The sequence below is a fragment of the Leifsonia sp. Soil_N53 genome (genome assembly GCF_057655165.1).
Genome location: NZ_JBDGMM010000063.1, coordinates 162,780 through 184,270, shown reverse-complemented (window position 1 = coordinate 184,270; position 21,491 = coordinate 162,780). Strand labels below are relative to the sequence as shown.

Sequence of the window (21,491 nt, the reverse complement as noted above, 5' to 3'; positions counted from 1 at the left end):
CGTGGCACTTACTCCCCCTCGGCTGGGACGGCGGCGGGCTTGGCGGTGGTGCGCTTCGCGGCGGTGGGCTTCACAGCGGCAGGCTTGGCAGCCGCAGACTTCGTGACGGGCTTGGCAGCAGACTTCGCAGCGGCGGCCTTCTTCACCGCGGGCTTCGCCTGAACAGCAACCGGCTTCCAGCCGCGGTGGAGCGCCACGATGCCCGCGGTGAGGTTGCGCCAGGCGACGCGCTCGAAGCCGGCGTCGCGCAGCCACGACGCCAGCGCCTGCTGGTTCGGCCAGGCTTCGATGGACTCCATCAGGTACTCGTAGGCCGCCGGGTTGGAGCTCGCCACGCGCGCCAGGACGGGCATGCCGTACCTCAGGTAGGCCCCGTATCCGGCACGCACCGCGGCGAGCGGGGGCTGGGAGAACTCGCACACCACGACCCGGCCGCCCGGCTTGGTCACCCGGTAGAACTCGGCGAGCGCCGCACGCGGGTCGACGATGTTGCGCAGGCCGAACGAGATCGTGACCGCGTCGAACGTGTCGTCGTCGAACGGCAGCGCCGTCGCGTCGGCCTGCACGAACCTGACGAACGGGTTGTCGGCCTGCCTGCGTCTACCGACCTCGATCATGCCCTCCGAGAAGTCGGCGGCGACCACGCTCGCGCCGTTGCGCGCCAGGGACGCGCTGGAGGTGCCGGTCCCCGCCGCCACGTCCAGGATCGTCTCGCCGGCGCGCGGCCCTACGGCCCGCGTCGTCGCCAGGCGCCACAGCGTCGCATTGCCCATCGAGAGGACGGTGTTGGTCCGGTCGTAGTGGGTCGACACCTCGTCGAACATGGCGGCGACCTGGGAGGGCTGCTTGCTGAGGTCGGCCTTACTCACCCCCCCAGCTTAGGCTGCGGCGACATACCGCGCATTTCCGCGCGGCCGAGGACGCACGCACCACCGGGCCAACGTCCAGCCGCCGCGCATCCGGCGCCCAGCGGCCCGGGCGTAGGCTGGTCCGGTGAGCGCACCCTCGACCACCCGCCGGGCTACGGGCGTGACCGCCCTGTCGGTCGAGACCACCCCCCTCGACGACGTCCGGCATCTCGTTCCGTTCCTCGACTCCCGCCGGCCCCTGGTGTGGATCCGCAAAGGCGAGGGGATCGCCGGAATCGGCGAGGCGCTGCGGCTCGAGTTCCGCGGCCCGGATCGCATCCGCCGGGCGTCCGACGCGTGGCGGGCGACCGTCCAGGCGGCGACCGTCACCGACTCCGTCCGAACGCCGGGGACCGGCCTGGTCGCGTTCGGAACGTTCGCGTTCGACGACGAGAGCTCGGCCACGAGTGTCCTGATCGTGCCGGAGGTCGTCCTCGGGCGACGCGGTGGACGCAGCTGGATCACCCGGATCACGCGGGTGGACGAATCCGCCGAGCCCGGCGAGCCCGGCGCTGCCGCGGGACGTGTCGACGGTACGGATGCGACGGCTGCGCTCGACCGACGCTCCCGCACCCGGAACGAGCTCCCCCGGCCGATCGCGTTCGGGGACGAGTACCGGCTGAGCCTTCTCCCCGCCGGACTCGACGAGGGCGGCTACGAGTCGGCCGTCGCGACGGCGGTGGAGCGGATCCGCGAACACGACCTCTCCAAGGTGGTCCTGGCCAGGGAGCTGTCCGCGCACCTCCCCCTCGAATCGGACGTGCGGCGCGCGCTGGTCGAGCTGGCCCTCGGCTACCCGGACTGCTGGACGTTCGCGGTCGACGGGCTGATCGGCTCCTCGCCGGAGACCCTGGTGCGGGTGCACCACGGCACGGTGACCGCGCGCGTGCTCGCCGGCACGATGTCCCGCGGCCGCGACGCCGACAGCGACCGAGCTTCGGCACAGGCGCTGACGGGGTCGGCCAAGGATCAGGGTGAGCACCGCTTCGCGGTGTCCAGCGTGCTGGACGCGCTCCGTCCGCACAGTGCGGACCTCGCGGCCAGCGACGAGCCGTTCACCCTCAAGCTGCCCAACCTCTGGCACCTCGCCACCGACATCGCCGGCACGCTGAGCGACGGGTCGAGCTCGCTCGACCTCGCGGACGCGCTCCACCCGACCGCCGCGGTCGCGGGCACGCCGACGCGCGAGGCGATCGCGCTCATCCGCGAGCTGGAGCCGTTCGACCGCAGGCGGTACGCCGGCCCGGTCGGCTGGGTCGGCGGCGACGGCGACGGCGAATGGGCGATCGCGCTGCGGTGCGCCCAGCTCGACGAGAGCGGCGACCTCACGGCTTACGCCGGCGCGGGCATCGTGGCCGACTCCGACCCCGCCAAGGAGTACGCGGAGACGACCATGAAGTTCCGCCCGATCGTCGAAGCGTTCGGCTGAGCGACCCGCGCGCCTGCTTCTCGCGAGGCTGGCTCCCCGCCAGGCTGGCTCCCCGCGAGGTTAGCTCCCCGCGAGGTTAGCTCCCCGCGAGTCTGGCCTTCTGCAGCTCCACGTCGTAGTCCGGCTCCGGCCAGTCCAGCTCCAGCTCCTCCAGGGCGTGGATGAGCAGGTGCTGCACGGCGAGCCTGGCGAACCACTTGCGGTCGGCCGGCACGACATACCAGGGCGCGTACGCCGTCGACGTGCGGTCGAACACGACCTGGTAGGCGTCCTGGTAGCTGTCCCAGAGCAGCCGCTCGTCGACATCGCCCGGGGTGTACTTCCACTGCTTCTCCGGGCGTTCGAGCCGGTCGGCCAGGCGCTTCTTCTGCTCGCCCTTGCTCAGGTGCAGCATCACCTTCACGATCGTCGTCCCGGACTCCGCCAGCTCCAGCTCGAACTCGTTGATCGCGCCGTAGCGGCGCTCGATCTCGGCGTCGTCGGCGAGGCCGCGAACCCGGCCGATGAGGACGTCCTCGTAGTGCGAGCGGTCGAAGACACCGACCTCGCCGGCCGCGGGCACGTGGTTCCAGATCCGCCAGAGGAAATCGTGGGCCAGTTCGAGCTGGCTCGGCTTCTTGAAGCCCGCATACCGGACGCCGCCCAGGTTCATCTGCCCGACGACGTGGGTGACGATGCCGCCCTTGCCCGCGGTGTCCATCGCCTGGAGGACGAGCAGCACGCTGCGGCGGTCGCCGAGCATCCCGGCCGCGAACAGGCGCTCCTGCAGGTCGGCGAGGATGGCAGCGCCCTCGGCGAGCGCCTCTTCGCCGTCCCTCTTCGCGCCGTCGAACCCCGGCGTCGCCCGGGCGTCCTGGTCGGCGAGCACGAACCCCTCGCCGACCCGCAGCAGCGGATCGGGATCCTCAACCCAAAACGTCTCGCGTCCCACGTCGCCTCCTCGCCCCGGGCCGCACCATCCGACGGTGGACCGTACCGCGATCGTACGGCGTGATCACGCCCCCACGACATCGAGCACGGGCTCGAAGGCGTCCGGCCGGTGGATGACCACGCGCGTCCGCACGCCCTCCGGGAACAGCCGGGCCACGTCCGCGTCGGTCGCGCGATCGTCCACGATGACGTCGATCGTCTCGCGCCAGCGGCCGTCGGGCATCCGCTGCAGCGTGGCCTCCCAGGTCAGGCCCGGCGTCTCGCGGGCCTGCAGCCGGAGGTGGATGCCGACGGCGCGACGCCGGCCGAGCAGCGACAGCAGACCCCGGTAGATCGCCGCCCGCCGGGTGGGCGCCAGCCAGGGTTCGAGCGCGCGCACCAGCACATCCGCGCTCCAGAGGATGGTCGTCGCGAGGCCGCCGCGCGACTGGTAGACGTCGACCGCGTACACGCCGGCGAGGCGGCGGAGGGACTGGCGCAGCGCGCCGCGCGTGATGCCCTCCTCCACCGTGCTGTGCAGGTAGAGGGGAACCGCGGCCTGCGCCGTGAGGGTCCCCGCCCGCAGCGCCGCCCGGTCGTGGACGCGCTGGCCGTCGCCGAAGAACGGCCGGAGCTCCGCGAGCAGGCCGGCCACGGCGTCCCCCGGCGGGTCCGCCTCGATCGCGCCGGCGGTGTCGGCGTAGGCCGTGGCCTGGTGCAGCGCGCCGAGCCGGAAGCCCGGGGCGAGCGACGGCCCCGCTTTGACGGTGACCAGCACGCGCGAGCCGTCCAGGTCGAGCCGCACCGGGTTCTCGCGTCCGTCGATGCGCGGGACGAGGTCGAGCGCGTGTTCGAGCGCGAGCGTGCGCACCCCGGGCGGGATGGGCAGGCGGCCGAGCGGCGTGCCGGCGACCACCAGGTGCGTCACCGTGAATCCCGCGGCGTGCGCCCGGACCGCGACCTGCGAGGCGACCATCCCGCCGAGGCTGAACCCGGAGAGGACGACCGGCTCGCCGGGTCGGATGCCCGCCTCCCGCATCGTCTCCAGTGCCGCCCGCGTGATGGTGGCCTCGTGCTCGGCGCCGATCACGAGGTCGGCGGTCAGGTCGTTCGGCGCGATCCCGGGCCGGGGATGCCAGGACTTCGTGCTCGGGAACTGCACGATCCAGTGCCGCACGCCCTCATGCTCACGCTCCACCAGCCGGATCACCGCCGTGTCGATGCGCTCGTCCAGGTCGGGGTCGCAGAGGTCGTCGATCTCGCGCTGGCTCAGCAGCAGGTCCCGGAGCGTGTGCACCGACCGGCGGCGCATCGCCCCGGCGGCGAGGCCCGGCTGGCCGAGCGGGTCGGGAGACGGGCCGAGCTCCAGGCCGAGCAGGCCGGCCGGGACGTCCGCGAGTCCGGGCGTCGGCGTGTACTCGTCGCCCGCACCGGGGTCGCACCACCAGGTGAAGAAGTCGTGGAGGAGCGGGAATCGGCGTTCCAGGAGGTCGTCGTAACCGAGCAGCACGGCGTCGTGCCCGTCGCGCAGCAGCCCGCGCCTGCGCCCGAGCGCGACGGTCTTGCGGAGCAGCGCCGGCAGGGTGAAGACGGCGAGGTAGGGACGCGCCCGCCAGCGCGGCAGCACGATCCCGACCAGCCCGATTAGCAGGGCGACGGGCGCGAGCACCCAGCCCGCGACGCGGGCGAGGCCGCCGGTCAACCGGGGCACGGCCGAGAGGTAGAGCGCGCTCAGCGCCGTCCGCCTGGCGCGACGGCGACGCGGCGGAGGCACGGGGAACGGGTACCGGATGTTCCCGGCCCGCTGGACCGCGAACCAGACCCACTCGCCCGCGAGCGCGAGGAGGCCGCCGACTGCCACGAGGACGATTGCGACCACACCGAGCACGAACAAGGCGAGCCCCAGCGCGAGAGCGACGGGCACGCCCACCACCAGGCCGGCGACCAGCCCCGCCCAGCCGGCGGGCGTCCTCCCCCGGCGCACGCACGGGGGCAGCTGGGTGAGCATGCGGTCAGCCTAACCGCGACCGCCGTCGCCGCCGCCGAGGACTGCCGTCTAGCCAGACTCCGCGCCGCACCGCTACGTTGTGCTCACCGATCGAGAGGAGCCCGTCGTGAACGGTTTCTGGAACTTCATCTGGCTGATCTTCTGGGCGTTCGCCTTCGTCGCCTACCTGATGGTCCTCTTCACCATCCTCGTCGACCTGTTCCGCGACGATAAGCTGAACGGCTGGTGGAAGGCCGTCTGGGTGATCTTCCTCATCTTCGTGCCGTTCCTGACCGCCCTGGTGTATCTGATCGCCCGCGGGCGCGGGATGGCCGAGCGCAACGCCCGCGATCGCCGGACCGTACCGGAGGACACGGACTACTACACGCATCCCACGCCCTCCGCCACACCCGCCGCCGACATCGAGCAGGCGAAGGCGCTGCTGGACAAGGGCGTGATCAGCCAGAACGAGTTCGACGCCCTCAAGGCGAAGGCGCTCGGCAACCGCTTCTGACCGGTCCTCCCAGGCTTCTGCAATCCGACACGCCATAAACTCGTGACACGATGGTCTTGCATCCGACGCGGGTGGATGTAATATTCATGTATGCCTGTACCCATCGCAGAGGCCGTCAGTCCGCGACGGCTCATCCGAGACGAAGTGTTCGTCCGTCTTCTCGACGCCATCGTCGACGGGGACCTCACTCCTGGAGAGCAGCTTTACGACGCTGAGATCGAGAAGTGGGTCGGGGTCTCCCGCACGCCCGTCCGCGAAGCCCTGAACCAGCTCGCGGCCATGGGCCTGGTCGAGATCATGCCGCAGAAGCGCACCCGCGTCACGCCGATCGACCCCGACCGCCTCCGCGACCTCATCGAGACCGTCGGGAGCCTCGTCACCGGGATCGTGCGGGACGCGACGCCCCTCCTCACCGAGGGCGACAAGGACGCCCTCCGGGAGTTCACGGAGCGCATGGGCGACGGCGACAACATGGCGGAGCTCGTGCGCGAGCGCGTGCTGACCGACGGCTTCATCAACGTCTTCGTGCGCCGCCTCGACAATCGCACCCTCGCCAAGCTGTTCACGCGCCACCTGCCGGAGGTGCGCCGGGCGCTGATCGCCGCGCCGTCGTCGCAGGCCTTCGTGAAGGGCGCCCCGCACCTCGCCGCGGCCGTGGACGCCGCGGTCGCCGGCAACGGCGCCAAGGCCGCCAAGGCCGTCGCCGACTTCTGGAACAAGGGGCTCGTCACCGTCGTCGACGAGTTCGGACCAATTGGGAAGGAGGGGCGCTGATGCCGCTCCCCGTCAAAGACTCCGCTCCCGTCGAGCGCCAGCTCCTGCGCGACGTCGTCTACAACCGCCTGTACGAGGGCATCCTCGACGGCACCCTCGAACCCGGTGAGACACTCCTCGACGAGAAGCTGACCGCCTGGCTCGGCGTCTCCCGCACGCCGATCCGCGAGGCGCTGATGAAGCTCGCCGACATCGGGCTGGTCGAGATGGCGCCGAACCGCTACACGCGCGTCGCCCCCATCGACCTCCGCGCCATCGACGAGGCGATCTACACGGCGGGCCTGCTGCACGAGTACGCGGCGCGCACCTCCGTCCCGAACCTCGACGTCGCGGCACTGAGCCGACAGGACAAGGCGCTCAAGGAGATCCGCAAGGCAGCCAAGGCGAACAACCTCCCGGCGCTCGGGCACGCGGTGAACGACTTCTTCCTCGAGTTCGAGCGCAGCAGCGGCGACGACGTGCTGCTCGCGATCAGCGAGGGACTCAGCCCGCAGGTGCTGCGCTACGTCTCGGTGTGGAAGCTCCCGTTCGGCACCGACGAGCTGCCCGCGCGCGTCACCGAGATCCACGAGGCCGCCAAGGCGCACGACGGCGCGAAGGCCGGCGACCTGGTCCGCGCGCTGTTCGCGCCGGCGCTCACGCAGTTCCTCTCGGACTACCGTCGCTCCGACGCGGACATCGAAGAGAGCCCCGTGGCCTGAGCGACCTCCCGCACGTCCGTGCCCGGCGCCGACTCAGGCGCCGGGCACGCGTGCGTTCAGGGACCGGCGCGACGCGCTCAGTACTCGGCGTCGACGGACGCGCGGCCGGAGACGACCGACCGGATGTACGACGCGACCTTCTCGTGCTCGGGGTGCACGACATAGCGCTGCAGAGCAGCCTCGTCCGCGAAGTCGCTCACCAGCACGATGTCGAACTCGTTGACCGGCAGGGAGTTGATCGCCACCTCGAAGCGCTGGATCTCCGGGACCACCGCCGGAAGCGACTCCAGCCCCGCCTTGATGCGCGCGGCCTGGTCGATCCGCTCGACCTCCTCGGTCGACGCGAGCTTCCACATGACGACATGACGCAGGGTCAACGGTCCTCCTCCAGCAGGGCGGTGCGGAGGCGCGCCTGGTCGACGCGCCAGTAGGTGTGCTGCCGGCCGTCCACGAGCACGACCGGGATGTCCTCCACGTAGCGCTCGTGCAGCTCGGGGTCGTCGAGGATGCTGAGCTCCTCCACGCGCACCTCGGGGGCGCCGGCGGGGAGGCCGTCGATCACGGAGCCGATCGCCTCCCGCGCGTCGTCGCACAGGTGACAGCCCGGCTTGCCGATGAGCGTGACGGTGACGGTGGACACGCAGACCAGCCTAGCCCGCTCGCGCACAGCGAAAAGCGCCGGGCCTCACGGACCGGCGCTCGAGCTGCAGACGCTGAGGTCTACTTCTTGTTGCGACGCTGGTGGCGCGTCTTGCGAAGAAGCTTGCGGTGCTTCTTCTTCGCCATACGCTTGCGACGCTTCTTGATAACGGAACCCACGTAGACCTCACAAAGTTAGGGGTTTGCCGCGAAGAACGCGGCGACACGAGCAGTCAGTCTACCCGACTTCACGCCGAGTCCGCGACGCCGCCGTCCAGGTGCGGGGCGACGGCCTCCAGCGCGTGCGCCACGGCGGACTCCGGGACGCGGAACGACCGGCCGAAACGGATCGCCGGGAGCTCACCGGAATGGACGAGCCGGTAGACGGTCATCCGGGAGACGCGCATCATGTCGGCCACCTCCGCGACCGTCAGGAAACGCACCTCGCGTAGAGCGTTGGAGCCCCCATCGTGAACCATGCGGTGTCCCTTTCTTGCCCGTCATCGTACTCGGGTCGTGACGACGGGGAACTAGGGAACTCTAGTCCCTCCGCCACTTCTTCGGGGTGACGCGTTCCACCCGGCGGCGGGTGTCCGCCAGGACCTTGCCGACGGTGCTGGCGAACTCGCGCGTCTCATCGGCGAGCTGCGCCGAGTAAGCGGACAGGTCGACGTCGGACGCGGTGAACGGGATGACCCAGTCCTCCACGACCTCCAGCGGCGTCGGGTCCAGGCGGTAGTACCGGTGCTGGCCCTCCTCGCGGACGGCGACCAGCGACGCCTCGCGCAGCACCTTGAGGTGCTTCGACACCGTGGGCTGGCTGAGCTCCAAGGTCGCCACGATCTCCGAGACCGAGATCTCTCCGGCGGAACGCGAGTCATCCGAGTTGCGGTCGAGCAGGACTCTCAGGATGTCGCGCCGAGTCGGGTCGGCGATCACGTCGAAGATGTCGGCCATTGCACCAGGCTAGTCGTACGGGTGTCGGAGTACCATGACCGAAGCTGTCGGTCCGAGGCTGTCGGGGAGGAACGGACGATGCGCACGACGCAGCCGGTTCGGCGCGGGCCCACCGCTACCACGCGACGGGTGCGCGCGGCGCTGAACGGCTTCATCCAGCGCAGCCCGTCGCGCTTCGCGATCCTGGTCTTCGCGCTGCTGATCCTCGTCTTCACGCTGCTCTTCTCGCTGCCGGTCTCGTCGGCATCCGGAACCTGGACGGGACTGGCCGACTCGCTCTTCACCGCGGTGTCGGTGATCTGCGTGACCGGCCTCGCGACCGTGGACATGGCGACGCACTGGTCCGTCTTCGGCGACCTGCTCGTGTACATCGGCGTGCAGGTCGGCGCCGTGGGCGTCCTGACGATGGCGAGCATCCTCGGGCTGGTGATCTCCCGCCGCCTGGGACTGCGCGCCAAGCTCATCGCCGCCAGCGACAGCAACCCGCTGCGCATCCACGCCGGCCCGGTCGCCGAGGGGCAGGCGGTGCGGCTCGGCGACGTGGGCAAGCTGTTGCGCACGGTCGCGATCAGCCTGGTCGTGATCGAGGGCGCCGTGGCGCTGCTGCTGTTCCCGCGCATGCTCATCGCGGGGATTGACGTCGGCACGTCGGCCTGGGAGAGCCTGTACTACTCGGCGATGGCGTTCACCAACACCGGCTTCTCACCCAACGCCGAGGGGCTCACGCCGTTCCTCGAGGACTACTGGTTCCTGTCGGCGCTGATGATCGGCGTCTTCCTCGGCGCGATCGGCTTCCCGGTCATCCTCGCCCTCGCCTCCAACCTCCGCCAGCGACGCCGGAGGTGGTCCATCCACGTCAAGCTGACCCTGCTGACGTCGGTCATCCTGCTGGTCGCTGGCGCGGTGCTGTACATCGCGCTCGAGTACGACAACCCGAAGACCTTCGGCCATCTGGACGCCGGGCACACCGTGTTCCAGTCGTTCTTCCTGTCGACGATGGCCCGCTCGGGAGGCTTCTCCACCATCCCGATCTCCGATCTGCACGGGTCGAGTCTGCTGGTGACCGACATGCTGATGTTCATCGGCGGCGGGTCGGCCTCCACTGCGGGCGGCATCAAGGTGACGACGCTGGCGGTGCTGTTCCTCGCGGCGTTCGCGGAGGCGCGCGGCGTGGAGTCGATGGACGCGTTCAAGCGCCGCATCCCGATCGACGTGCTGCGGCTCTCGGTCGCGGTCGCGCTCTGGGGCGCGACGATCGTCGCGGTCGCGAGCATCCTGATCCTGCAGATCACCAAGGCGCCGCTGGACCACGTGCTCTTCGACGTCATCTCCGCGTTCGCGACCTGCGGTCTGTCCACGGGGCTGACCGAGCGCCTGCCGGACGCCGGCGTCTACGTGATGGCGGCCACGATGTTCTGCGGTCGCGTTGGTACAGTGACTCTCGCCGCGGCGCTGGCGCAGAGCCAGCGCAGGCAGCTCTACCAGAACCCCGAGGAGAGGCCGCTCGTTGGTTGACCGGATGAAGCACAACGCTCCCGTCCTCGTGATCGGCCTCGGCCGGTTCGGCGCGGCCACCGCCGGGCAGCTCGACCGGCTGGGCCGCGAGGTTCTCGCCATCGACACCGACGCCGCCCTTGTGCAGAAGTGGGCCGACCGGGTCACCCACACGGTGCAGGCGGACGCCCGCTCGATCGAGACCCTGCGCCAGATCGGGGCGGAGGACTTCTCCATCGCGGTCGTCGCGGTCGGGTCGTCCATCGAGGCGAGTGTGCTCATCGCCGCGAACCTGGTGGACCTCCACGTGCCGCAGATCTGGGCGAAGGCGATCTCGCAGTCGCACGGCAAGATCCTGGAGCGGATCGGCGCCAACCATGTCATCTACCCGGAGGCCGAGGCGGGCGAGCGCGTGGCCCACCTGGTGTCGGGCCGGATGCTCGACTTCATCGAGTTCGACGACGACTTCGCACTGGTCAAGATGTACCCGCCGAGGCCGATCCAAGGCGTAGACCTGACGACGTCCGGCGTCCGCAGCAAATACAACATCACCGTCGTCGGCGTGAAGAGCCCCGGCAAACCCTTCACCTACGCCACCGCCGACACCGTCGTCTCCAACCACGACCTCATCATCATCTCCGGAACCTCCACCGACATAGAACGCTTCGCCGCCCTCGACACCTAACCGCCCTCCCCCATCCAACAGTTCCGGAGTTGTGTACAGCTGCGACCGGCGTGTTGCGTGCATAACTCCGGAAGAGATGGCCTGGGTGTTGATAACTCGAACGGGTGACGGTCAGCGCGGCAGGGTCGAGGGATGGAGACACACGACGGGCTGGTTGATCACGCGGGGTTCACGGTGCAGCAGGGCCGCGCGGCCGGCATGACTCGGCGGCAACTCGACGGGTCCGCGATGCAGCGGCCGTTCCGCGGCATACGCAGCGTCGGCGTCGGATATGAAGGCCACCGAGACGCGTGTCGCGCCTACTCGGCGTTCGAGCGCGGGCGGCACGCGTTCAGCCACCATTCCGCGGCGATGCTCCACGGATTTCCGCTACCCAACTGGGCGGTCCCGAAGGACATCCACGTCGCGGTATTCGCACCGGCGAAACCTCCGCAGATGATCGGGGTCGTCGGTCACGAGCTGCGATCGGCCGGTCACAAAGTCGTCAACGTCGACGGTCTGCGCGTCATCGCCGCCGAGGACGCATGGGCGCAGCTCTCGCGGACGCTCCCGTTCGAGGATCTGGTCGTCATCGGGGATTGGCTCGTGACCGGAGACGAGCCGCATTCGAACGTCCCTTCGGCGTGGACGGTGGCGGATCTCGAGCGAGCGGTCCGCCACCACGGGCGTCGCCCCGGCATCCGTCGTCTACGTATGGCCTTCGAGGCAGTCCGTTACGGCCCGCTCTCGCCTCAGGAGACGCGGTTACGGCTCCTGTTGGTCGGCGCGGGGTTGCCTGCGCCCGAGCTGAATTATCGGGTCCTCCACGACGGCCGATCGGTCGCGATGGTCGATCTGGCCTATCCGGATCGACGCGTGGCGATCGAATACCTTGGCGACATCCACCGAACCGACCGCGCGGCCTTTCGCGAGGACATCGCCAGACGGGAGCGCCTCACGGAGCGCGGCTGGACCGTCGTCTTCCTCACCGCGGACGACCTGAAACCCCCCATCCCGCGCGCCCTCCTGTCCGTCCGCCGAGCACTCGCACGATCAGTTCCGGAGTAATGCACGCCGGCAATCGGCGTGTTGCGTGCAGAACTCCGGAAGAGATGGCTGCGGACGCGGGGGGCGGGCTACTCGGCGGCTAGTTCGCGGGCTCGGGTGAGGGCGGCGTCGGTGGCGCGGGTGAAGAGGGTGGGGAGGTTGGCGGCGGTGAGGACCTCGATGGCGCGCTCGGTGGTGCCGTTGGGGCTGGTGACGCGGCGGCGGAGCTCGGCGGGGTCCTCGCCGGAGGCGACGAGCAGTTCGGCGGCGCCGAGGAAGGTGCCGTTGACCAGGGTGCTGGCCTGCTCGGGGGTGAAGCCCTTCTCGACGGCGGCGGCGGTCAGCGCCTCCACGAGGAGGAACACGTACGCGGGCCCGGATCCGGAGATGGTGCTGAGCGCGTCGAGCTGCGACTCGGGCACCTCCACGACCTCCCCCACGGTCTCGAACAGCGCACGGACCAGGGCGAGGTCGTCTGGCCGCGTGCGGGTTCCGGGGCTGATCCCGGTGACGGCCTTGCCCACGACGGCGGGCGTGTTGGGCATCGAGCGGACCACGACGACGGACGACGGCAGCAACGACTCGAAGGTCGCGACCGTGACTCCGGCCGCGACGCTGACGACGACCGCGCCGGGCGTCAGTGAGTCGGCGATCTCGCGCAGCAGGTCGGGCACCATCCCGGGCTTGACGGCGACGATCACGAGCTCGGCGCCGTCGACAGCGAGGCGGTTCGCATCGGCGTCGTCCGCGGTCGAATACGCGGTCACGCCCGCGACGCCGGAGAGCTCGGCGGCCTTCGCCGCGGACCGGTTGGTCACCCGGATGCCGCCGGACACGGTCACGCCCGGAGCGGTCAACCCGGACAGGATGGCGCGGCCCATCGAGCCCGCCCCGAGCATCGCGATGGTGGGCAGCGTGACGTTCTGCGTGTCGCTCATGGGCCCATCCTAGGATGAGGGCATGAGCGCAGAAGGTGGCACCAGGGCGATCGTCGCGGCCTTCGCCGCCAACCTGGGGATCGCGCTGACCAAGTTCATCGCGTGGGCGTTCTCCGGGTCCTCCTCGATGCTGGCGGAGGGCGTGCACTCGGTCGCGGACTCGGGCAACCAGCTCCTCCTGCTGCTCGGCGGACGCCAGGCCAAGAAGAAGGCCGACAAGGAGCACCCGTTCGGCTACGGCCGCGAGCGCTACGTGTACGCGTTCGTCGTCTCGATCATCCTGTTCTCCGTCGGCGGCGTCTTCTCGCTGTACGAAGGCGTGGAGAAGCTGACGCACCCGCACCCGCTGGACAACTGGTGGCTGCCGCTGCTGGTGCTGTTCATCGCGATCGGCCTGGAGTCGTTCTCGCTGCGCACGGCCGTCCGCGAGTCGAACCCGCTCCGCAAGGGGATGTCGTGGCCGCAGTTCATCCGCCGTGCGAAGGCTCCAGAGCTGCCGGTAGTCCTGCTGGAGGACGTCGCGGCGTTGATCGGTCTGGTCTTCGCCCTCATCGGCGTCGGACTCACGATCATCACGGGCAACGGCGTCTGGGACGGCGTCGGGACCGTGCTGATCGGCCTGCTGCTGGTCTCGGTCGCGATCGTCCTGGGCATCGAGACCAAGAGCCTCCTGGTCGGCGAGGGCGCCTCGGACGCGGACGTCGACGCCATCCGGCAGGCCATCCTGGCCGGCGACGAGGTCGAGCGCATCATCCACATGCGCACGCTCTACCTCGGGCCGGACGAACTGCTCGTCGGCGCCAAGCTGGCGGTCGCAGGCGACTTGAGCATGCTGGAGGTCTCGGCCGCGATCGACATGATCGAGCGCCGCATCCGCGACGCGGTCCCGGTCGCGCGCGTCATCTACATCGAGCCGGACGTGTGGGTCGACCCGAACGAGCAGCATCCCGCCACCGACACCATCATCGTCAAAGGACTCGAGTGACCCGCACCGCGCTGATCCTGCAGCACGACCCGTCCATCCACCTCGGCAACATCGGGCCCGTCCTCGTCGAGCACGGCTATGACCTGCGCATCGTAGACGTGACGGCGGAGGACGTGGCCGCGATCGATCCGGAGGCGGCCGACCTCGTCGTCGTGCTGGGCGGCGAGATGGGCGCGTACCAGACCGACGAGTTCCCGTTCCTCGCCGCCGAGCGAGACCTGCTGCGCGCCCGCCTCGACGCGGAGCGGCCGACACTCGGCGTGTGCCTCGGCGCGCAGCTCATGGCCGGCGCCCTCGGCGAGCGCGTCTACAAGGGTGAAACCACCCAGATCGGTTTCCGGCGCGTGGAGCCGACGGAGGCCGGGGCGGCGTCGCCGATCCGGCACTTCGACGGGGTGCCGGTGGTGGAGTGGCACGGCGACACGTTCGACCTGCCGGAGCGGGCGACCCGGCTGGCGTCGTCGAGCGATTACTCCAACGAGGCGTTCTCGATCGGCGGCTTCGCGCTGGCGGTGCAGTTCCATCCCGAGGTGACGGACGAGATGCACGAGCAGTGGGTGGCCGACGGGTACAACGAACTCGACGAGCACGCCCTCGACCCGGAGGCCCTGCGCGAGGACCGCGAGCTGTACTCCGCCCGGATGCAGGAGGCCTCCCGCGCCGCCTTCTCCGAGTGGCTGGAGTCCCTCCCCCGCTGACACCAGCCATCGCTTCCTGAGTTGTGCACGCCGCCGACCGGCGTGTCGCGTGCAGAAGTCCGGAAGAGATTGTTGGGGGTCAGCGCTTGGCGCGGAAGAAGTCGAGGAGGAGGTCGGCGCACTCCTCGGCGAGGACGCCCGGGTACACCTCGACCTGGTGGTTGAGCCTGCGGTCGCGGAGCACGTCGTAGACCGAGCCCGCCGCGCCGGCCTTCTCGTCCCACGCGCCGAAGACCACGGTCGGGACGCGCGCGGCCAGCACCGCGCCGGCGCACATCACGCACGGCTCCAGCGTCACGACGAGCGTGCAGCCCTCCAGGTGCCAGTCGTCGCGAGTCGCCGCGGCGGCGCGCAGCGCGAGGATCTCGGCGTGGGCGGTCGGGTCGCGATGCAGTTCGCGCTCGTTGCGCCCGGTGCCGATCACGGCGCCGTCCTCGTCCAGCACGAGCGCCGCGACCGGCACGTCGCCACTGTCGAAGGCGAGCCGCGCGTCCGCGACGGCGCGGCGCATCCACCGCTCGTAGTCGGCGGGAACGGGAAGGGTCACTGCTGCTCCTGGCTCGGGCCGGTCCGCGGTAGGGCGGCTTCGGCTAGCCTTGAGCCTATGCGAGTGCACGTAGCTGACCACCCCCTGATCACCCACAAGCTCTCCGTGCTCCGCAACAAGGAGACCCCGGCGCCGGTGTTCCGGGCGCTCACGGAGGAGCTCGTCACCCTGCTGGCCTACGAGGCCACCCGCGCAGTGCGTGTGGAGCCCGTGGAGATCCAGACCCCGGTGACGACCACGATGGGCGTCACCCTCAGCCAGCCGCGTCCGCTGGTCGTGCCGATCCTGCGCGCGGGCCTCGGGATGCTGGAGGGCATGGTCAAGCTGATGCCGACCGCCGAGGTCGGCTTCCTCGGCATGGTCCGCAACGAGGAGACGCTCGAGCCGACCACGTACGCCGAGCGCCTCCCGATGGACCTCTCCGACCGCCAGTGCTTCGTGCTCGACCCGATGCTCGCCACCGGCGGCTCGCTAGGCGCCGCGATCGAGTTCCTCTTCACCCGCAACGCCGTGGATGTCACCGCGATCTGCCTGCTCGCCGCCCCCGAGGGCCTGGCGGCCCTGGAGAAGGCGACAGAGGGCCGTGACGTCACCATCGTGCTGGGCGCTCTGGACGAGCGGTTGAACGAGAACGGGTACATTGTGCCCGGTCTGGGCGACGCCGGTGACCGTTTGTACGGCACTGTGTAGAGCGTCCAGCTCTCCTGCAACATTCCGTCACGATTTGACACGACGTGTCACGGGGCGGTTTACTTCTCAACATGACTGACAACTCGCGCACCCTGACCTCCTTCGAGGCCCCTGGGGATGCCGGCATGATGATGCCCGGCCGCGACTCGGTCACGTGTTGCCGAATGTGTCGCTAATCTGACGACCCTTTCGCCGAGCGGTCGCCCACCGACGCAGACGAGCGTCGGCTCCGGGCACAGCTCCCCGGGCGCGCCACACGAACGCACCCGTGCATCAGTCCCTTTCTGAACAGGGACACCTCGTCACACCGGAAATCCCGTTCCGGCTCACCCCTCGCAGAAGCCCCTCGTCGGAGCTTCGCCGCAGGAGGCCAGCCGCACCCGGGTCCGGACGCATCATCACACCAAAGGACTCCCCTCCCATGTCTCTTGCAACCATCGACACCCTCCGCCCCTCCGCTGCTGTCGCCCCGGCCGCCGTCGCGCCCGCCCCGGCCCCCCGCCTCCGCGCCGTCCCCGAGGGGACCGAGGCCCGCGGTTTCGTCCTCTACGTCGGCATCGACGAGCTGAAGGCCGCCGCCGCCGGCACCGACCTCGGCCGCATCGTCGAGGCCCTCAAGCAGCTGACGGCCGAGCTCGTTCCGGCCGCCGAGACCTACGCCGCCGTCGCCCTGGCCCCGGCCGGCGCCGGCGGACGCGATGTGGATGTGGTCCGCCTGGCCCTGCAGGACCCGGCCGCGATCGCCAAGCACCGCCACACCACGACCGTCGACGAGGACGAGGACCGCGCCGCCTCCGGTGTCGTGGTCGACATCTCGCGCAAGCGCCTCATCCTCGACAACCAGACCGTCTCGCTCACCTACAAGGAGTTCGAGCTGCTGCAGTACCTCGTGCTGCGCGAGGGCCGTACCATCGAGCGCGCCGAGCTCATCGCGTCGCTCTGGTCGAACGCCGACGAGGACGAGATCCCGAACGAGCGCACCATCGACGTGCACGTGCGCCGCCTGCGCGCCAAGCTCGGCCGCTACGAGGACATCGTGCGCACCGTCCGCGGCGTCGGCTACCGCTTCGACCGCCACGCCGACGTCTCCATCCGCTACGCCAGCGCCCCCTCCCCCGACCTCTTCTAAAACCAACAGTTCCGGAGTTGTGTACGTAAGCGACGGCGTGTCGCGTACATAACTCCGGAACTGTTGGTGTGGGGTTAGGCGCTGCGTTGGTAGATGCGGAAGGCGTTGGTGGCTAGGGCGGCCATGACGACGGCTAGCGCAGCGAGGAGGGCGGCGTGGGCCCAGAGGGTGGGCCAGTCGGGGGTGGCGCTCAGGGCCTCGCGGCCTACGATCACGGCCCACTCGAAGGGATTGTAGGCGGCGGCGGTCTGGACCCAGTCGGGCGACAGCTTCGTGTTCATGATCGCGGAGCTGAGGAACATCAGCGGCAGCGTGATGAGCTGCGAGATGCCGATCAGCGCGGTCTGGTCGCGGGCGAGCAGCGCCACCGCGTTCGAGAACGAGCAGAACACGGCGGTGAGCAGCACGACCCCGAGCAGGAGGAGCAGCATCCCGCCCAGCCCGCCGTCGAACCGTGCGCCCGCCCAGAATGCGATACCGACCACGATGAGCGACTGCAGCACCGCGAGGATCGACTGGTAGACGAGCGTCGAGACGATCATCGCGCCGCGGTTGGTGGGCGAGGTGAGGAACCGGTCCATCACCCCGCGGTCCATGTCCTGGATGTACACCGTGCCCGACCAGGCGCTCCCGAACAGCGCGAGCATCATCACGACGCCTGGCGTCAGGTACTCCAGGTAGCTCTGGCCGACCCCGAACCCGGGGATCTCGATGACGGACTTGAAGAGCTGCCCGAACAGGAGCAGCCAGATCACCGGCTGCACCAGGTTCATCACCAGGAACGCGGGCATCCGCAGGGCCCAGCGCAGCTGGCGGCCGGTGAGCAGCAGCGTATGGGTCAGGAAGGTCGGCCCGGGGCGTCGCGCTGCGCGCGCGGGAACGGTCGCGATGGCGGTCATGATGCGGTCTCCAGAACGTGCTCGGCGGACTCCTGAGCCCGCGTGAAGGTGCGGCCGGTGTGCCGCAGGTAGACGTCGTCGAGGCTGGGCCGGGCGACAGTGGCGGAGGCGACGGCGACCGCCGCGGCCTCCAGTGCGGCGAGGGCGGCGGGGAGGGTCGCCGCCCCGTTGTCCGCGCGGGCGCGGAGCGTGCGGCCGTCGCCGCCGACCTCGCGGAGGGCGTCCACGCGTTCGAGCGCCGTGAGCGCGGCGAACGGATCGGCGTCGGGCGACAGCTCCACGATGACGGCGTCGCCGCGGAGGCCGTTCTTGAGCTCCTCGGGGGTGCCCCCGGTGACGATGCGGCCGTGGTCGACGATCGCCAGCCGGTCGGCGAGGCGGTCGGCCTCGTCCAGGTAGTGGGTGGTGAGCAGGACGGTGAGGTTCTCCGCCCCGGTCATCCGCTCCAGCTCCGCCCACAGCTCGGCGCGGGCCTCCGGGTCGAGGCCGGTGGTGGGCTCGTCCAGGAAGAGCACCTCCGGCCGGTGCATGAGCCCGATGGCGACGTCCAGCTTGCGCGCCATCCCGCCTGAGTAGGCCTTCACCTGGCGCTTGGCGTGCTCGGCGAGACCGAAGCGGTCGAGGAGTTCGCGGGCGCGGGCCTTGGCGTCGCGGCCGCTCATGCCCTGCAGCCGGCCGGCGAGGACGAGGTTCTCGGCACCGGTGTCGTTGGGGTCGGACACCGGCTTCTGCGCGACGAAGCCGATCGCCCTGCGCACTCTGCCGGGGTTGCTGCTGACGTCGATGCCCGCGACGAACGCCGAGCCGGCGTCGGCGCGCGCCAGGGTGGACAGGATCTTCATCGTGGTGGACTTGCCGGCGCCGTTGGGGCCGAGCAGACCGAAGACGGTGCCGGTGGCGACCTCGAAGCCGAGGTCGTCGACGGCGCGGATGGCGGGCTTGCCCCGGCCTCCGCTGTAGGACTTGACGAGGTGCTCGGCCGCGATGGCCGAGCCGTTCTGTGATGCCACGGGTGGCTTCCTTTCATCTCGGGCAGCCACCGGGCGGGCATATCATGGAAATGCCCTCGGTGACTGTTGACGCAGGTTCCGCAAGGAACGAATCGAAGGTGTGGATGGCCGGAGAGTTGCCGCTCTCCGGCCATCGTTCTGTGCAGTGCCCAGACTGTGGACTCAGGTGTCCGCCCGGCTCGGCGCTTCCGCCGTGCCGAACAGATCGGCCGCCTCCTGTCCGAAGTCTCCGGCGGCGATCCGGTCGCGGACCTCCGCCATGTCGTAGCCCTGGCCGAACAGCTGCCACAGCCGCTCCCACCAGTCGATGCCGCCCAGCGACCGGTCGCGGATGCCGGCGGCGAGGTCGGCGATGAACGCCCGCTCGGCCTCCAGCATCGCGACCCGGTAGCGGGACTCGATCATGAACAGCTCGGGGAGCGGCATGGCGAGTGCGCGCGCGTACACCTCTGCGCGCTCGGCGAGCTCGGCCTCCAGCAGATCGCGCCGGCGCTCGAGGAGCTCGACCGCCACGTCGGGCGACAGCATGGGCAGCAGGGAGAGGCCCGTCTCGATCGCGGGGTACTCCTTGACGGGGAAGGCAATCAGCTCGCGCATCCAGTCGTCGGCCTCCGCGCGGCCCTCCGCGGTGATCTCGTAGACCACGCGCTCGGGCCGGTTGCCTTCGCGCTCGGTCTGCGCGACCCGGATGAAGCCGTGCTTCTCGAGCGACTTGATGACGGCGTACAGGGAGCCGAAGTTGAGCCGGATGCTGTCCTCCTTGCCGCGCTCCCGCATCGTCGTCGTCATCTCGTACGGGTACATCGGCTTCTCCCAGAGGCAGGCCAGCACAGCCAGCGCCAGGGGGTTCGACACCGCACGCTTAGCCATTGCTCACCTCCGAATACTTTGCTTAGAGTATTCGCTTTGGAGTGGTGGGTCAAGTGGTCATACGAACAGCCGTCTTGCGCCCGTAGGAAACAGGTCCGCAGCGAAAGCTGAGGTGAAAACCAGCCCGATCATGATCAAGCCGAAGCTGCCGATTCCAATGAGCGCGATGATCGCCAGATGAAGTGCGCTCGACAAAGCGACCGCGACGATACGTGCCTTGCCGCGGACCCAGATAAGGACAGCGATGGCGATTTCAATGGCAATCGATCCGAAGGTGATGACGAACGATCCGAGCGGAGACGCGGTAGATGATCGAGCACTGGATTTTGAGGGCTATCGCCGCCGCGTGCGGGATTCCAACCCACCAGGGACGTGATGCCGTTTCGGCAACATGCTTAGGCGACGCGCCTATCCCTGGGGTGGCGCGCTCCGGGCGATGACGGCTTTCGCGGCCTGGTTTGCGGCGCGCCCAGCCAAGAGCGACATGATCACGATGACGCCGAATCCACTCAGCGCGAGGGTGTTTCCCACCGCCTCAGAGGGACCGGAGAGTTCGATGACGAGGAGCGCGGCCAGATGCCCGACCGCGACCAGCGAGATGGCAAGGAGATACGGGCGTGAGGACCGCTGTGCGGCCTCCCATGCCTCATCCGAGTGAAGTGTGTACTTGGTGCGGATGCCGATCGCCAGATTTCGCGTGAGCGAGCCCGAGCGAATCGAAATCATGAGCACGACTGAGACAAGCCCCAAGACTGCGAGGCCGATCATCGGTGGGAAGAACACCCGCACCCTCGCTTCCTCGGCCATCCGACAACCATCTACTCGCATTTCACACGTTAGTGGTTAGTAACTACGCTAAGAAATTAGCGAAACGGATCGCAGAAGTCAAGCACTCCTCTCAGACCGACCGGTCCACCCTCAGCGGGGGGATAACCGACCCAAAGGGAACTCGCAGCAAAAATAACGACTTGATAACTAGCACCCGTTACCTCTTCGTTATATAGTTCAAGAGCAATGGTTGTTTGCTGTGGCAGCCATCGCGGAATGTGATTGCAGGACACTCTTGGTGCAAGGGAGAGGGCCGGCCGCTAGCCTCTGCGGCCGGCCCTCAATCTCTTAATCCGCGGGCCGGCTTCTGAAGCCGTGCTGGCACGGATGGGCACTGTCGGCGCATGATGAGAAGATGCGAATGCATTGACTACTCGAGCGCGAAGGGGTGGCGTCATGAGCATGGGCACGACCGCGACAGGTCCGGTGAAGCGGGTCAGGACGACAGCGGTGTCGGCGTGGGAATCGCTGTTCCGGGCGCAGGTCGCCGTCATGCGGACGCTGGCGGCCGAGTTCCCGACCAGGGACATCTCGTTCAACGAGTACGACGTGCTGTTCAACCTGTCCCGTCAGCCCGACCGTTCCTTGCGGCTGCGCGATCTCAACAAGCACGTCCTGCTCACCCAGCCGAGCGTGAGCAGGCTGATCGACCGGCTGGTCGCCCGCGGCCTCGTGGCCAAGTGCCCCGAGCCGTCCGACGCGCGCGGAACGGTGATCAAGCTGACCGACACCGGATTCGAGATGTTCCGCCGCGTCGCCTTCGACCACATGCGCTCGATCGCGCAGCGGGTCGGCACGCGGCTCTCGCCCGAAGAGCTGGAGCAGCTGGCCGTCCTGTGCGACAAGCTGCGCGGCGAGGAGTGACACCGTCGCT

General features: G+C 69.5%; 26 protein-coding genes. 12 read left to right on the top strand and 14 right to left on the bottom strand.

The genetic code is table 11. The annotated features are described in order from the left end of the window. Positions 1 to 8: 8 nt before the first annotated feature. Complete coding sequence (locus tag AC3A3H_RS13025) at positions 9 to 869, bottom strand: demethylmenaquinone methyltransferase (RefSeq protein WP_487614972.1); 861 nt, start codon at positions 867 to 869, stop codon at positions 9 to 11. A 124-nt stretch (positions 870 to 993) separates the two neighbouring features. Between AC3A3H_RS13025 and AC3A3H_RS13020 the strand changes: the two genes are divergently transcribed. Then, positions 994 to 2,337: an isochorismate synthase gene (locus AC3A3H_RS13020; protein ID WP_487614971.1), complete on the top strand. Its 1,344-nt coding sequence runs from the start codon at positions 994 to 996 to the stop codon at positions 2,335 to 2,337. A 76-nt stretch (positions 2,338 to 2,413) separates the two neighbouring features. On the opposite strand, the gene AC3A3H_RS13015 is transcribed toward AC3A3H_RS13020, so the two are convergent. Then, complete coding sequence (locus AC3A3H_RS13015; RefSeq protein ID WP_487614970.1) at positions 2,414 to 3,268, bottom strand: PPK2 family polyphosphate kinase; 855 nt, start codon at positions 3,266 to 3,268, stop codon at positions 2,414 to 2,416. 63 nt (positions 3,269 to 3,331) lie between these two features. Further along, complete coding sequence (locus AC3A3H_RS13010) at positions 3,332 to 5,254, bottom strand: hypothetical protein (RefSeq protein WP_487614969.1); 1,923 nt, start codon at positions 5,252 to 5,254, stop codon at positions 3,332 to 3,334. A gap of 106 nt (positions 5,255 to 5,360) precedes the next feature. Between AC3A3H_RS13010 and AC3A3H_RS13005 the strand changes: the two genes are divergently transcribed. From AC3A3H_RS13005 to AC3A3H_RS12995, 3 genes are all read left to right on the top strand, one after another. After that, positions 5,361 to 5,747 carry an SHOCT domain-containing protein gene (locus tag AC3A3H_RS13005; RefSeq protein ID WP_374939528.1) on the top strand — a complete coding sequence of 129 codons (387 nt, stop codon included), beginning with the start codon at positions 5,361 to 5,363 and terminating at the stop codon, positions 5,745 to 5,747. Positions 5,748 to 5,837: 90 nt separating this feature from the next. Further along, complete coding sequence (locus tag AC3A3H_RS13000; RefSeq protein ID WP_487614968.1) at positions 5,838 to 6,521, top strand: GntR family transcriptional regulator; 684 nt, start codon at positions 5,838 to 5,840, stop codon at positions 6,519 to 6,521. Then, positions 6,521 to 7,222 (top strand): GntR family transcriptional regulator, encoded by a 702-nt coding sequence (locus AC3A3H_RS12995; protein ID WP_487614967.1) that lies wholly within the window; start codon positions 6,521 to 6,523, stop codon positions 7,220 to 7,222. The genes AC3A3H_RS13000 and AC3A3H_RS12995 overlap by 1 nt, the downstream gene beginning before the upstream one ends. 77 nt (positions 7,223 to 7,299) lie before the next feature. On the opposite strand, the gene AC3A3H_RS12990 is transcribed toward AC3A3H_RS12995, so the two are convergent. The 5 genes from AC3A3H_RS12990 to AC3A3H_RS12970 form a co-directional block, all read right to left on the bottom strand. Continuing rightward, a complete protein-coding gene (locus AC3A3H_RS12990) occupies positions 7,300 to 7,599 on the bottom strand; it encodes a Dabb family protein (RefSeq protein WP_487614966.1) in 300 nt (99 codons plus the stop codon). Next, positions 7,596 to 7,862: a glutaredoxin family protein gene (locus AC3A3H_RS12985; RefSeq protein WP_487614965.1), complete on the bottom strand. Its 267-nt coding sequence runs from the start codon at positions 7,860 to 7,862 to the stop codon at positions 7,596 to 7,598. The genes AC3A3H_RS12990 and AC3A3H_RS12985 overlap by 4 nt, the downstream gene beginning before the upstream one ends. Before the next feature lie 80 nt (positions 7,863 to 7,942). After that, complete coding sequence (locus AC3A3H_RS12980; protein ID WP_003792170.1) at positions 7,943 to 8,041, bottom strand: 30S ribosomal protein bS22; 99 nt, start codon at positions 8,039 to 8,041, stop codon at positions 7,943 to 7,945. Between the two features lie 68 nt (positions 8,042 to 8,109). Beyond that, positions 8,110 to 8,340, bottom strand: coding sequence for a helix-turn-helix domain-containing protein (locus tag AC3A3H_RS12975; RefSeq protein ID WP_487614964.1), 231 nt, complete (start codon positions 8,338 to 8,340; stop codon positions 8,110 to 8,112). A 61-nt stretch (positions 8,341 to 8,401) separates the two neighbouring features. Then, positions 8,402 to 8,818 carry an ArsR/SmtB family transcription factor gene (locus tag AC3A3H_RS12970; protein ID WP_487614963.1) on the bottom strand — a complete coding sequence of 139 codons (417 nt, stop codon included), beginning with the start codon at positions 8,816 to 8,818 and terminating at the stop codon, positions 8,402 to 8,404. Positions 8,819 to 8,896: 78 nt separating this feature from the next. On the opposite strand from AC3A3H_RS12970, the gene AC3A3H_RS12965 reads away from it, so the two are divergent. The 3 genes from AC3A3H_RS12965 (at position 8,897) to AC3A3H_RS12955 (ending at position 12,044) form a co-directional block, all read left to right on the top strand. After that, positions 8,897 to 10,333, top strand: a complete 1,437-nt coding sequence (locus AC3A3H_RS12965; protein WP_487614962.1) for a TrkH family potassium uptake protein — start codon at positions 8,897 to 8,899, stop codon at positions 10,331 to 10,333. Between the two features lie 4 nt (positions 10,334 to 10,337). Further along, positions 10,338 to 10,997, top strand: coding sequence for a potassium channel family protein (locus tag AC3A3H_RS12960; RefSeq protein ID WP_487614961.1), 660 nt, complete (start codon positions 10,338 to 10,340; stop codon positions 10,995 to 10,997). A gap of 132 nt (positions 10,998 to 11,129) precedes the next feature. Further along, positions 11,130 to 12,044 carry a hypothetical protein gene (locus tag AC3A3H_RS12955; protein ID WP_487614960.1) on the top strand — a complete coding sequence of 305 codons (915 nt, stop codon included), beginning with the start codon at positions 11,130 to 11,132 and terminating at the stop codon, positions 12,042 to 12,044. 68 nt (positions 12,045 to 12,112) lie between these two features. Here the strand turns inward: AC3A3H_RS12955 and proC are convergent, their stop codons facing one another. Beyond that, positions 12,113 to 12,961, bottom strand: coding sequence for a pyrroline-5-carboxylate reductase (gene proC, locus AC3A3H_RS12950; RefSeq protein WP_487614959.1), 849 nt, complete (start codon positions 12,959 to 12,961; stop codon positions 12,113 to 12,115). Between the two features lie 22 nt (positions 12,962 to 12,983). On the opposite strand from proC, the gene AC3A3H_RS12945 reads away from it, so the two are divergent. Together AC3A3H_RS12945 and AC3A3H_RS12940 are read left to right on the top strand one after the other, a co-directional pair. Then, positions 12,984 to 13,946: a cation diffusion facilitator family transporter gene (locus AC3A3H_RS12945; RefSeq protein WP_487614958.1), complete on the top strand. Its 963-nt coding sequence runs from the start codon at positions 12,984 to 12,986 to the stop codon at positions 13,944 to 13,946. Next, complete coding sequence (locus AC3A3H_RS12940; RefSeq protein WP_487614957.1) at positions 13,943 to 14,644, top strand: glutamine amidotransferase; 702 nt, start codon at positions 13,943 to 13,945, stop codon at positions 14,642 to 14,644. Before AC3A3H_RS12945 ends, AC3A3H_RS12940 begins: the two co-directional genes overlap by 4 nt. Before the next feature lie 79 nt (positions 14,645 to 14,723). Here AC3A3H_RS12940 and tadA read toward each other — a convergent pair whose 3' ends face one another. Then, positions 14,724 to 15,191 (bottom strand): tRNA adenosine(34) deaminase TadA, encoded by a 468-nt coding sequence (tadA, locus tag AC3A3H_RS12935; RefSeq protein WP_487614956.1) that lies wholly within the window; start codon positions 15,189 to 15,191, stop codon positions 14,724 to 14,726. Between the two features lie 57 nt (positions 15,192 to 15,248). Between tadA and upp the strand changes: the two genes are divergently transcribed. Together upp and AC3A3H_RS12925 are read left to right on the top strand one after the other, a co-directional pair. Next, positions 15,249 to 15,881, top strand: coding sequence for a uracil phosphoribosyltransferase (upp, locus tag AC3A3H_RS12930; RefSeq protein WP_487614955.1), 633 nt, complete (start codon positions 15,249 to 15,251; stop codon positions 15,879 to 15,881). 421 nt (positions 15,882 to 16,302) lie between these two features. After that, entirely contained in the window at positions 16,303 to 17,010 is a 708-nt protein-coding gene (locus tag AC3A3H_RS12925) for a winged helix-turn-helix domain-containing protein (protein WP_487614954.1), read from the top strand. 74 nt (positions 17,011 to 17,084) lie between these two features. Here the strand turns inward: AC3A3H_RS12925 and AC3A3H_RS12920 are convergent, their stop codons facing one another. From AC3A3H_RS12920 to AC3A3H_RS12905, 4 genes are all read right to left on the bottom strand, one after another. Beyond that, complete coding sequence (locus tag AC3A3H_RS12920) at positions 17,085 to 17,909, bottom strand: ABC transporter permease (protein WP_487614953.1); 825 nt, start codon at positions 17,907 to 17,909, stop codon at positions 17,085 to 17,087. After that, a complete protein-coding gene (locus tag AC3A3H_RS12915; RefSeq protein WP_487614952.1) occupies positions 17,906 to 18,919 on the bottom strand; it encodes an ABC transporter ATP-binding protein in 1,014 nt (337 codons plus the stop codon). Before AC3A3H_RS12915 ends, AC3A3H_RS12920 begins: the two co-directional genes overlap by 4 nt. Before the next feature lie 162 nt (positions 18,920 to 19,081). After that, positions 19,082 to 19,789: a PadR family transcriptional regulator gene (locus AC3A3H_RS12910; RefSeq protein ID WP_487614951.1), complete on the bottom strand. Its 708-nt coding sequence runs from the start codon at positions 19,787 to 19,789 to the stop codon at positions 19,082 to 19,084. Positions 19,790 to 20,197: 408 nt separating this feature from the next. After that, complete coding sequence (locus tag AC3A3H_RS12905) at positions 20,198 to 20,596, bottom strand: SdpI family protein (protein WP_487614950.1); 399 nt, start codon at positions 20,594 to 20,596, stop codon at positions 20,198 to 20,200. Positions 20,597 to 21,013: 417 nt separating this feature from the next. Here AC3A3H_RS12905 and AC3A3H_RS12900 point away from each other — a divergent pair, with 417 nt between their 5' ends. Next, positions 21,014 to 21,481, top strand: coding sequence for a MarR family winged helix-turn-helix transcriptional regulator (locus tag AC3A3H_RS12900; protein ID WP_487614949.1), 468 nt, complete (start codon positions 21,014 to 21,016; stop codon positions 21,479 to 21,481). Positions 21,482 to 21,491 lie beyond the last annotated feature (10 nt).

Bases quoted from the DNA above. Each gene is read 5' to 3' on its own strand.
- proC (WP_487614959.1), bottom strand. From the start codon at position 12,961: ATGAGCGACACGCAGAACGTCACGCTGCCCACCATCGCGATGCTCGGG.
- AC3A3H_RS12920 (WP_487614953.1), bottom strand. From the start codon at position 17,909: ATGACCGCCATCGCGACCGTTCCCGCGCGCGCAGCGCGACGCCCCGGG.
- upp (WP_487614955.1), top strand. From the start codon at position 15,249: ATGCGAGTGCACGTAGCTGACCACCCCCTGATCACCCACAAGCTCTCC.
- AC3A3H_RS12995 (WP_487614967.1), top strand. From the start codon at position 6,521: ATGCCGCTCCCCGTCAAAGACTCCGCTCCCGTCGAGCGCCAGCTCCTG.
- AC3A3H_RS12910 (WP_487614951.1), bottom strand. From the start codon at position 19,789: ATGGCTAAGCGTGCGGTGTCGAACCCCCTGGCGCTGGCTGTGCTGGCC.
- AC3A3H_RS12960 (WP_487614961.1), top strand. From the start codon at position 10,338: ATGAAGCACAACGCTCCCGTCCTCGTGATCGGCCTCGGCCGGTTCGGC.
- AC3A3H_RS12975 (WP_487614964.1), bottom strand. From the start codon at position 8,340: ATGGTTCACGATGGGGGCTCCAACGCTCTACGCGAGGTGCGTTTCCTG.
- AC3A3H_RS12955 (WP_487614960.1), top strand. From the start codon at position 11,130: ATGGAGACACACGACGGGCTGGTTGATCACGCGGGGTTCACGGTGCAG.
- AC3A3H_RS12965 (WP_487614962.1), top strand. From the start codon at position 8,897: ATGCGCACGACGCAGCCGGTTCGGCGCGGGCCCACCGCTACCACGCGA.
- AC3A3H_RS13010 (WP_487614969.1), bottom strand. From the start codon at position 5,254: ATGCTCACCCAGCTGCCCCCGTGCGTGCGCCGGGGGAGGACGCCCGCC.
- AC3A3H_RS12905 (WP_487614950.1), bottom strand. From the start codon at position 20,596: ATGGCCGAGGAAGCGAGGGTGCGGGTGTTCTTCCCACCGATGATCGGC.
- AC3A3H_RS12970 (WP_487614963.1), bottom strand. From the start codon at position 8,818: ATGGCCGACATCTTCGACGTGATCGCCGACCCGACTCGGCGCGACATC.
- AC3A3H_RS13000 (WP_487614968.1), top strand. From the start codon at position 5,838: ATGCCTGTACCCATCGCAGAGGCCGTCAGTCCGCGACGGCTCATCCGA.
- AC3A3H_RS12945 (WP_487614958.1), top strand. From the start codon at position 12,984: ATGAGCGCAGAAGGTGGCACCAGGGCGATCGTCGCGGCCTTCGCCGCC.
- AC3A3H_RS12925 (WP_487614954.1), top strand. From the start codon at position 16,303: ATGTCTCTTGCAACCATCGACACCCTCCGCCCCTCCGCTGCTGTCGCC.
- AC3A3H_RS12900 (WP_487614949.1), top strand. From the start codon at position 21,014: ATGAGCATGGGCACGACCGCGACAGGTCCGGTGAAGCGGGTCAGGACG.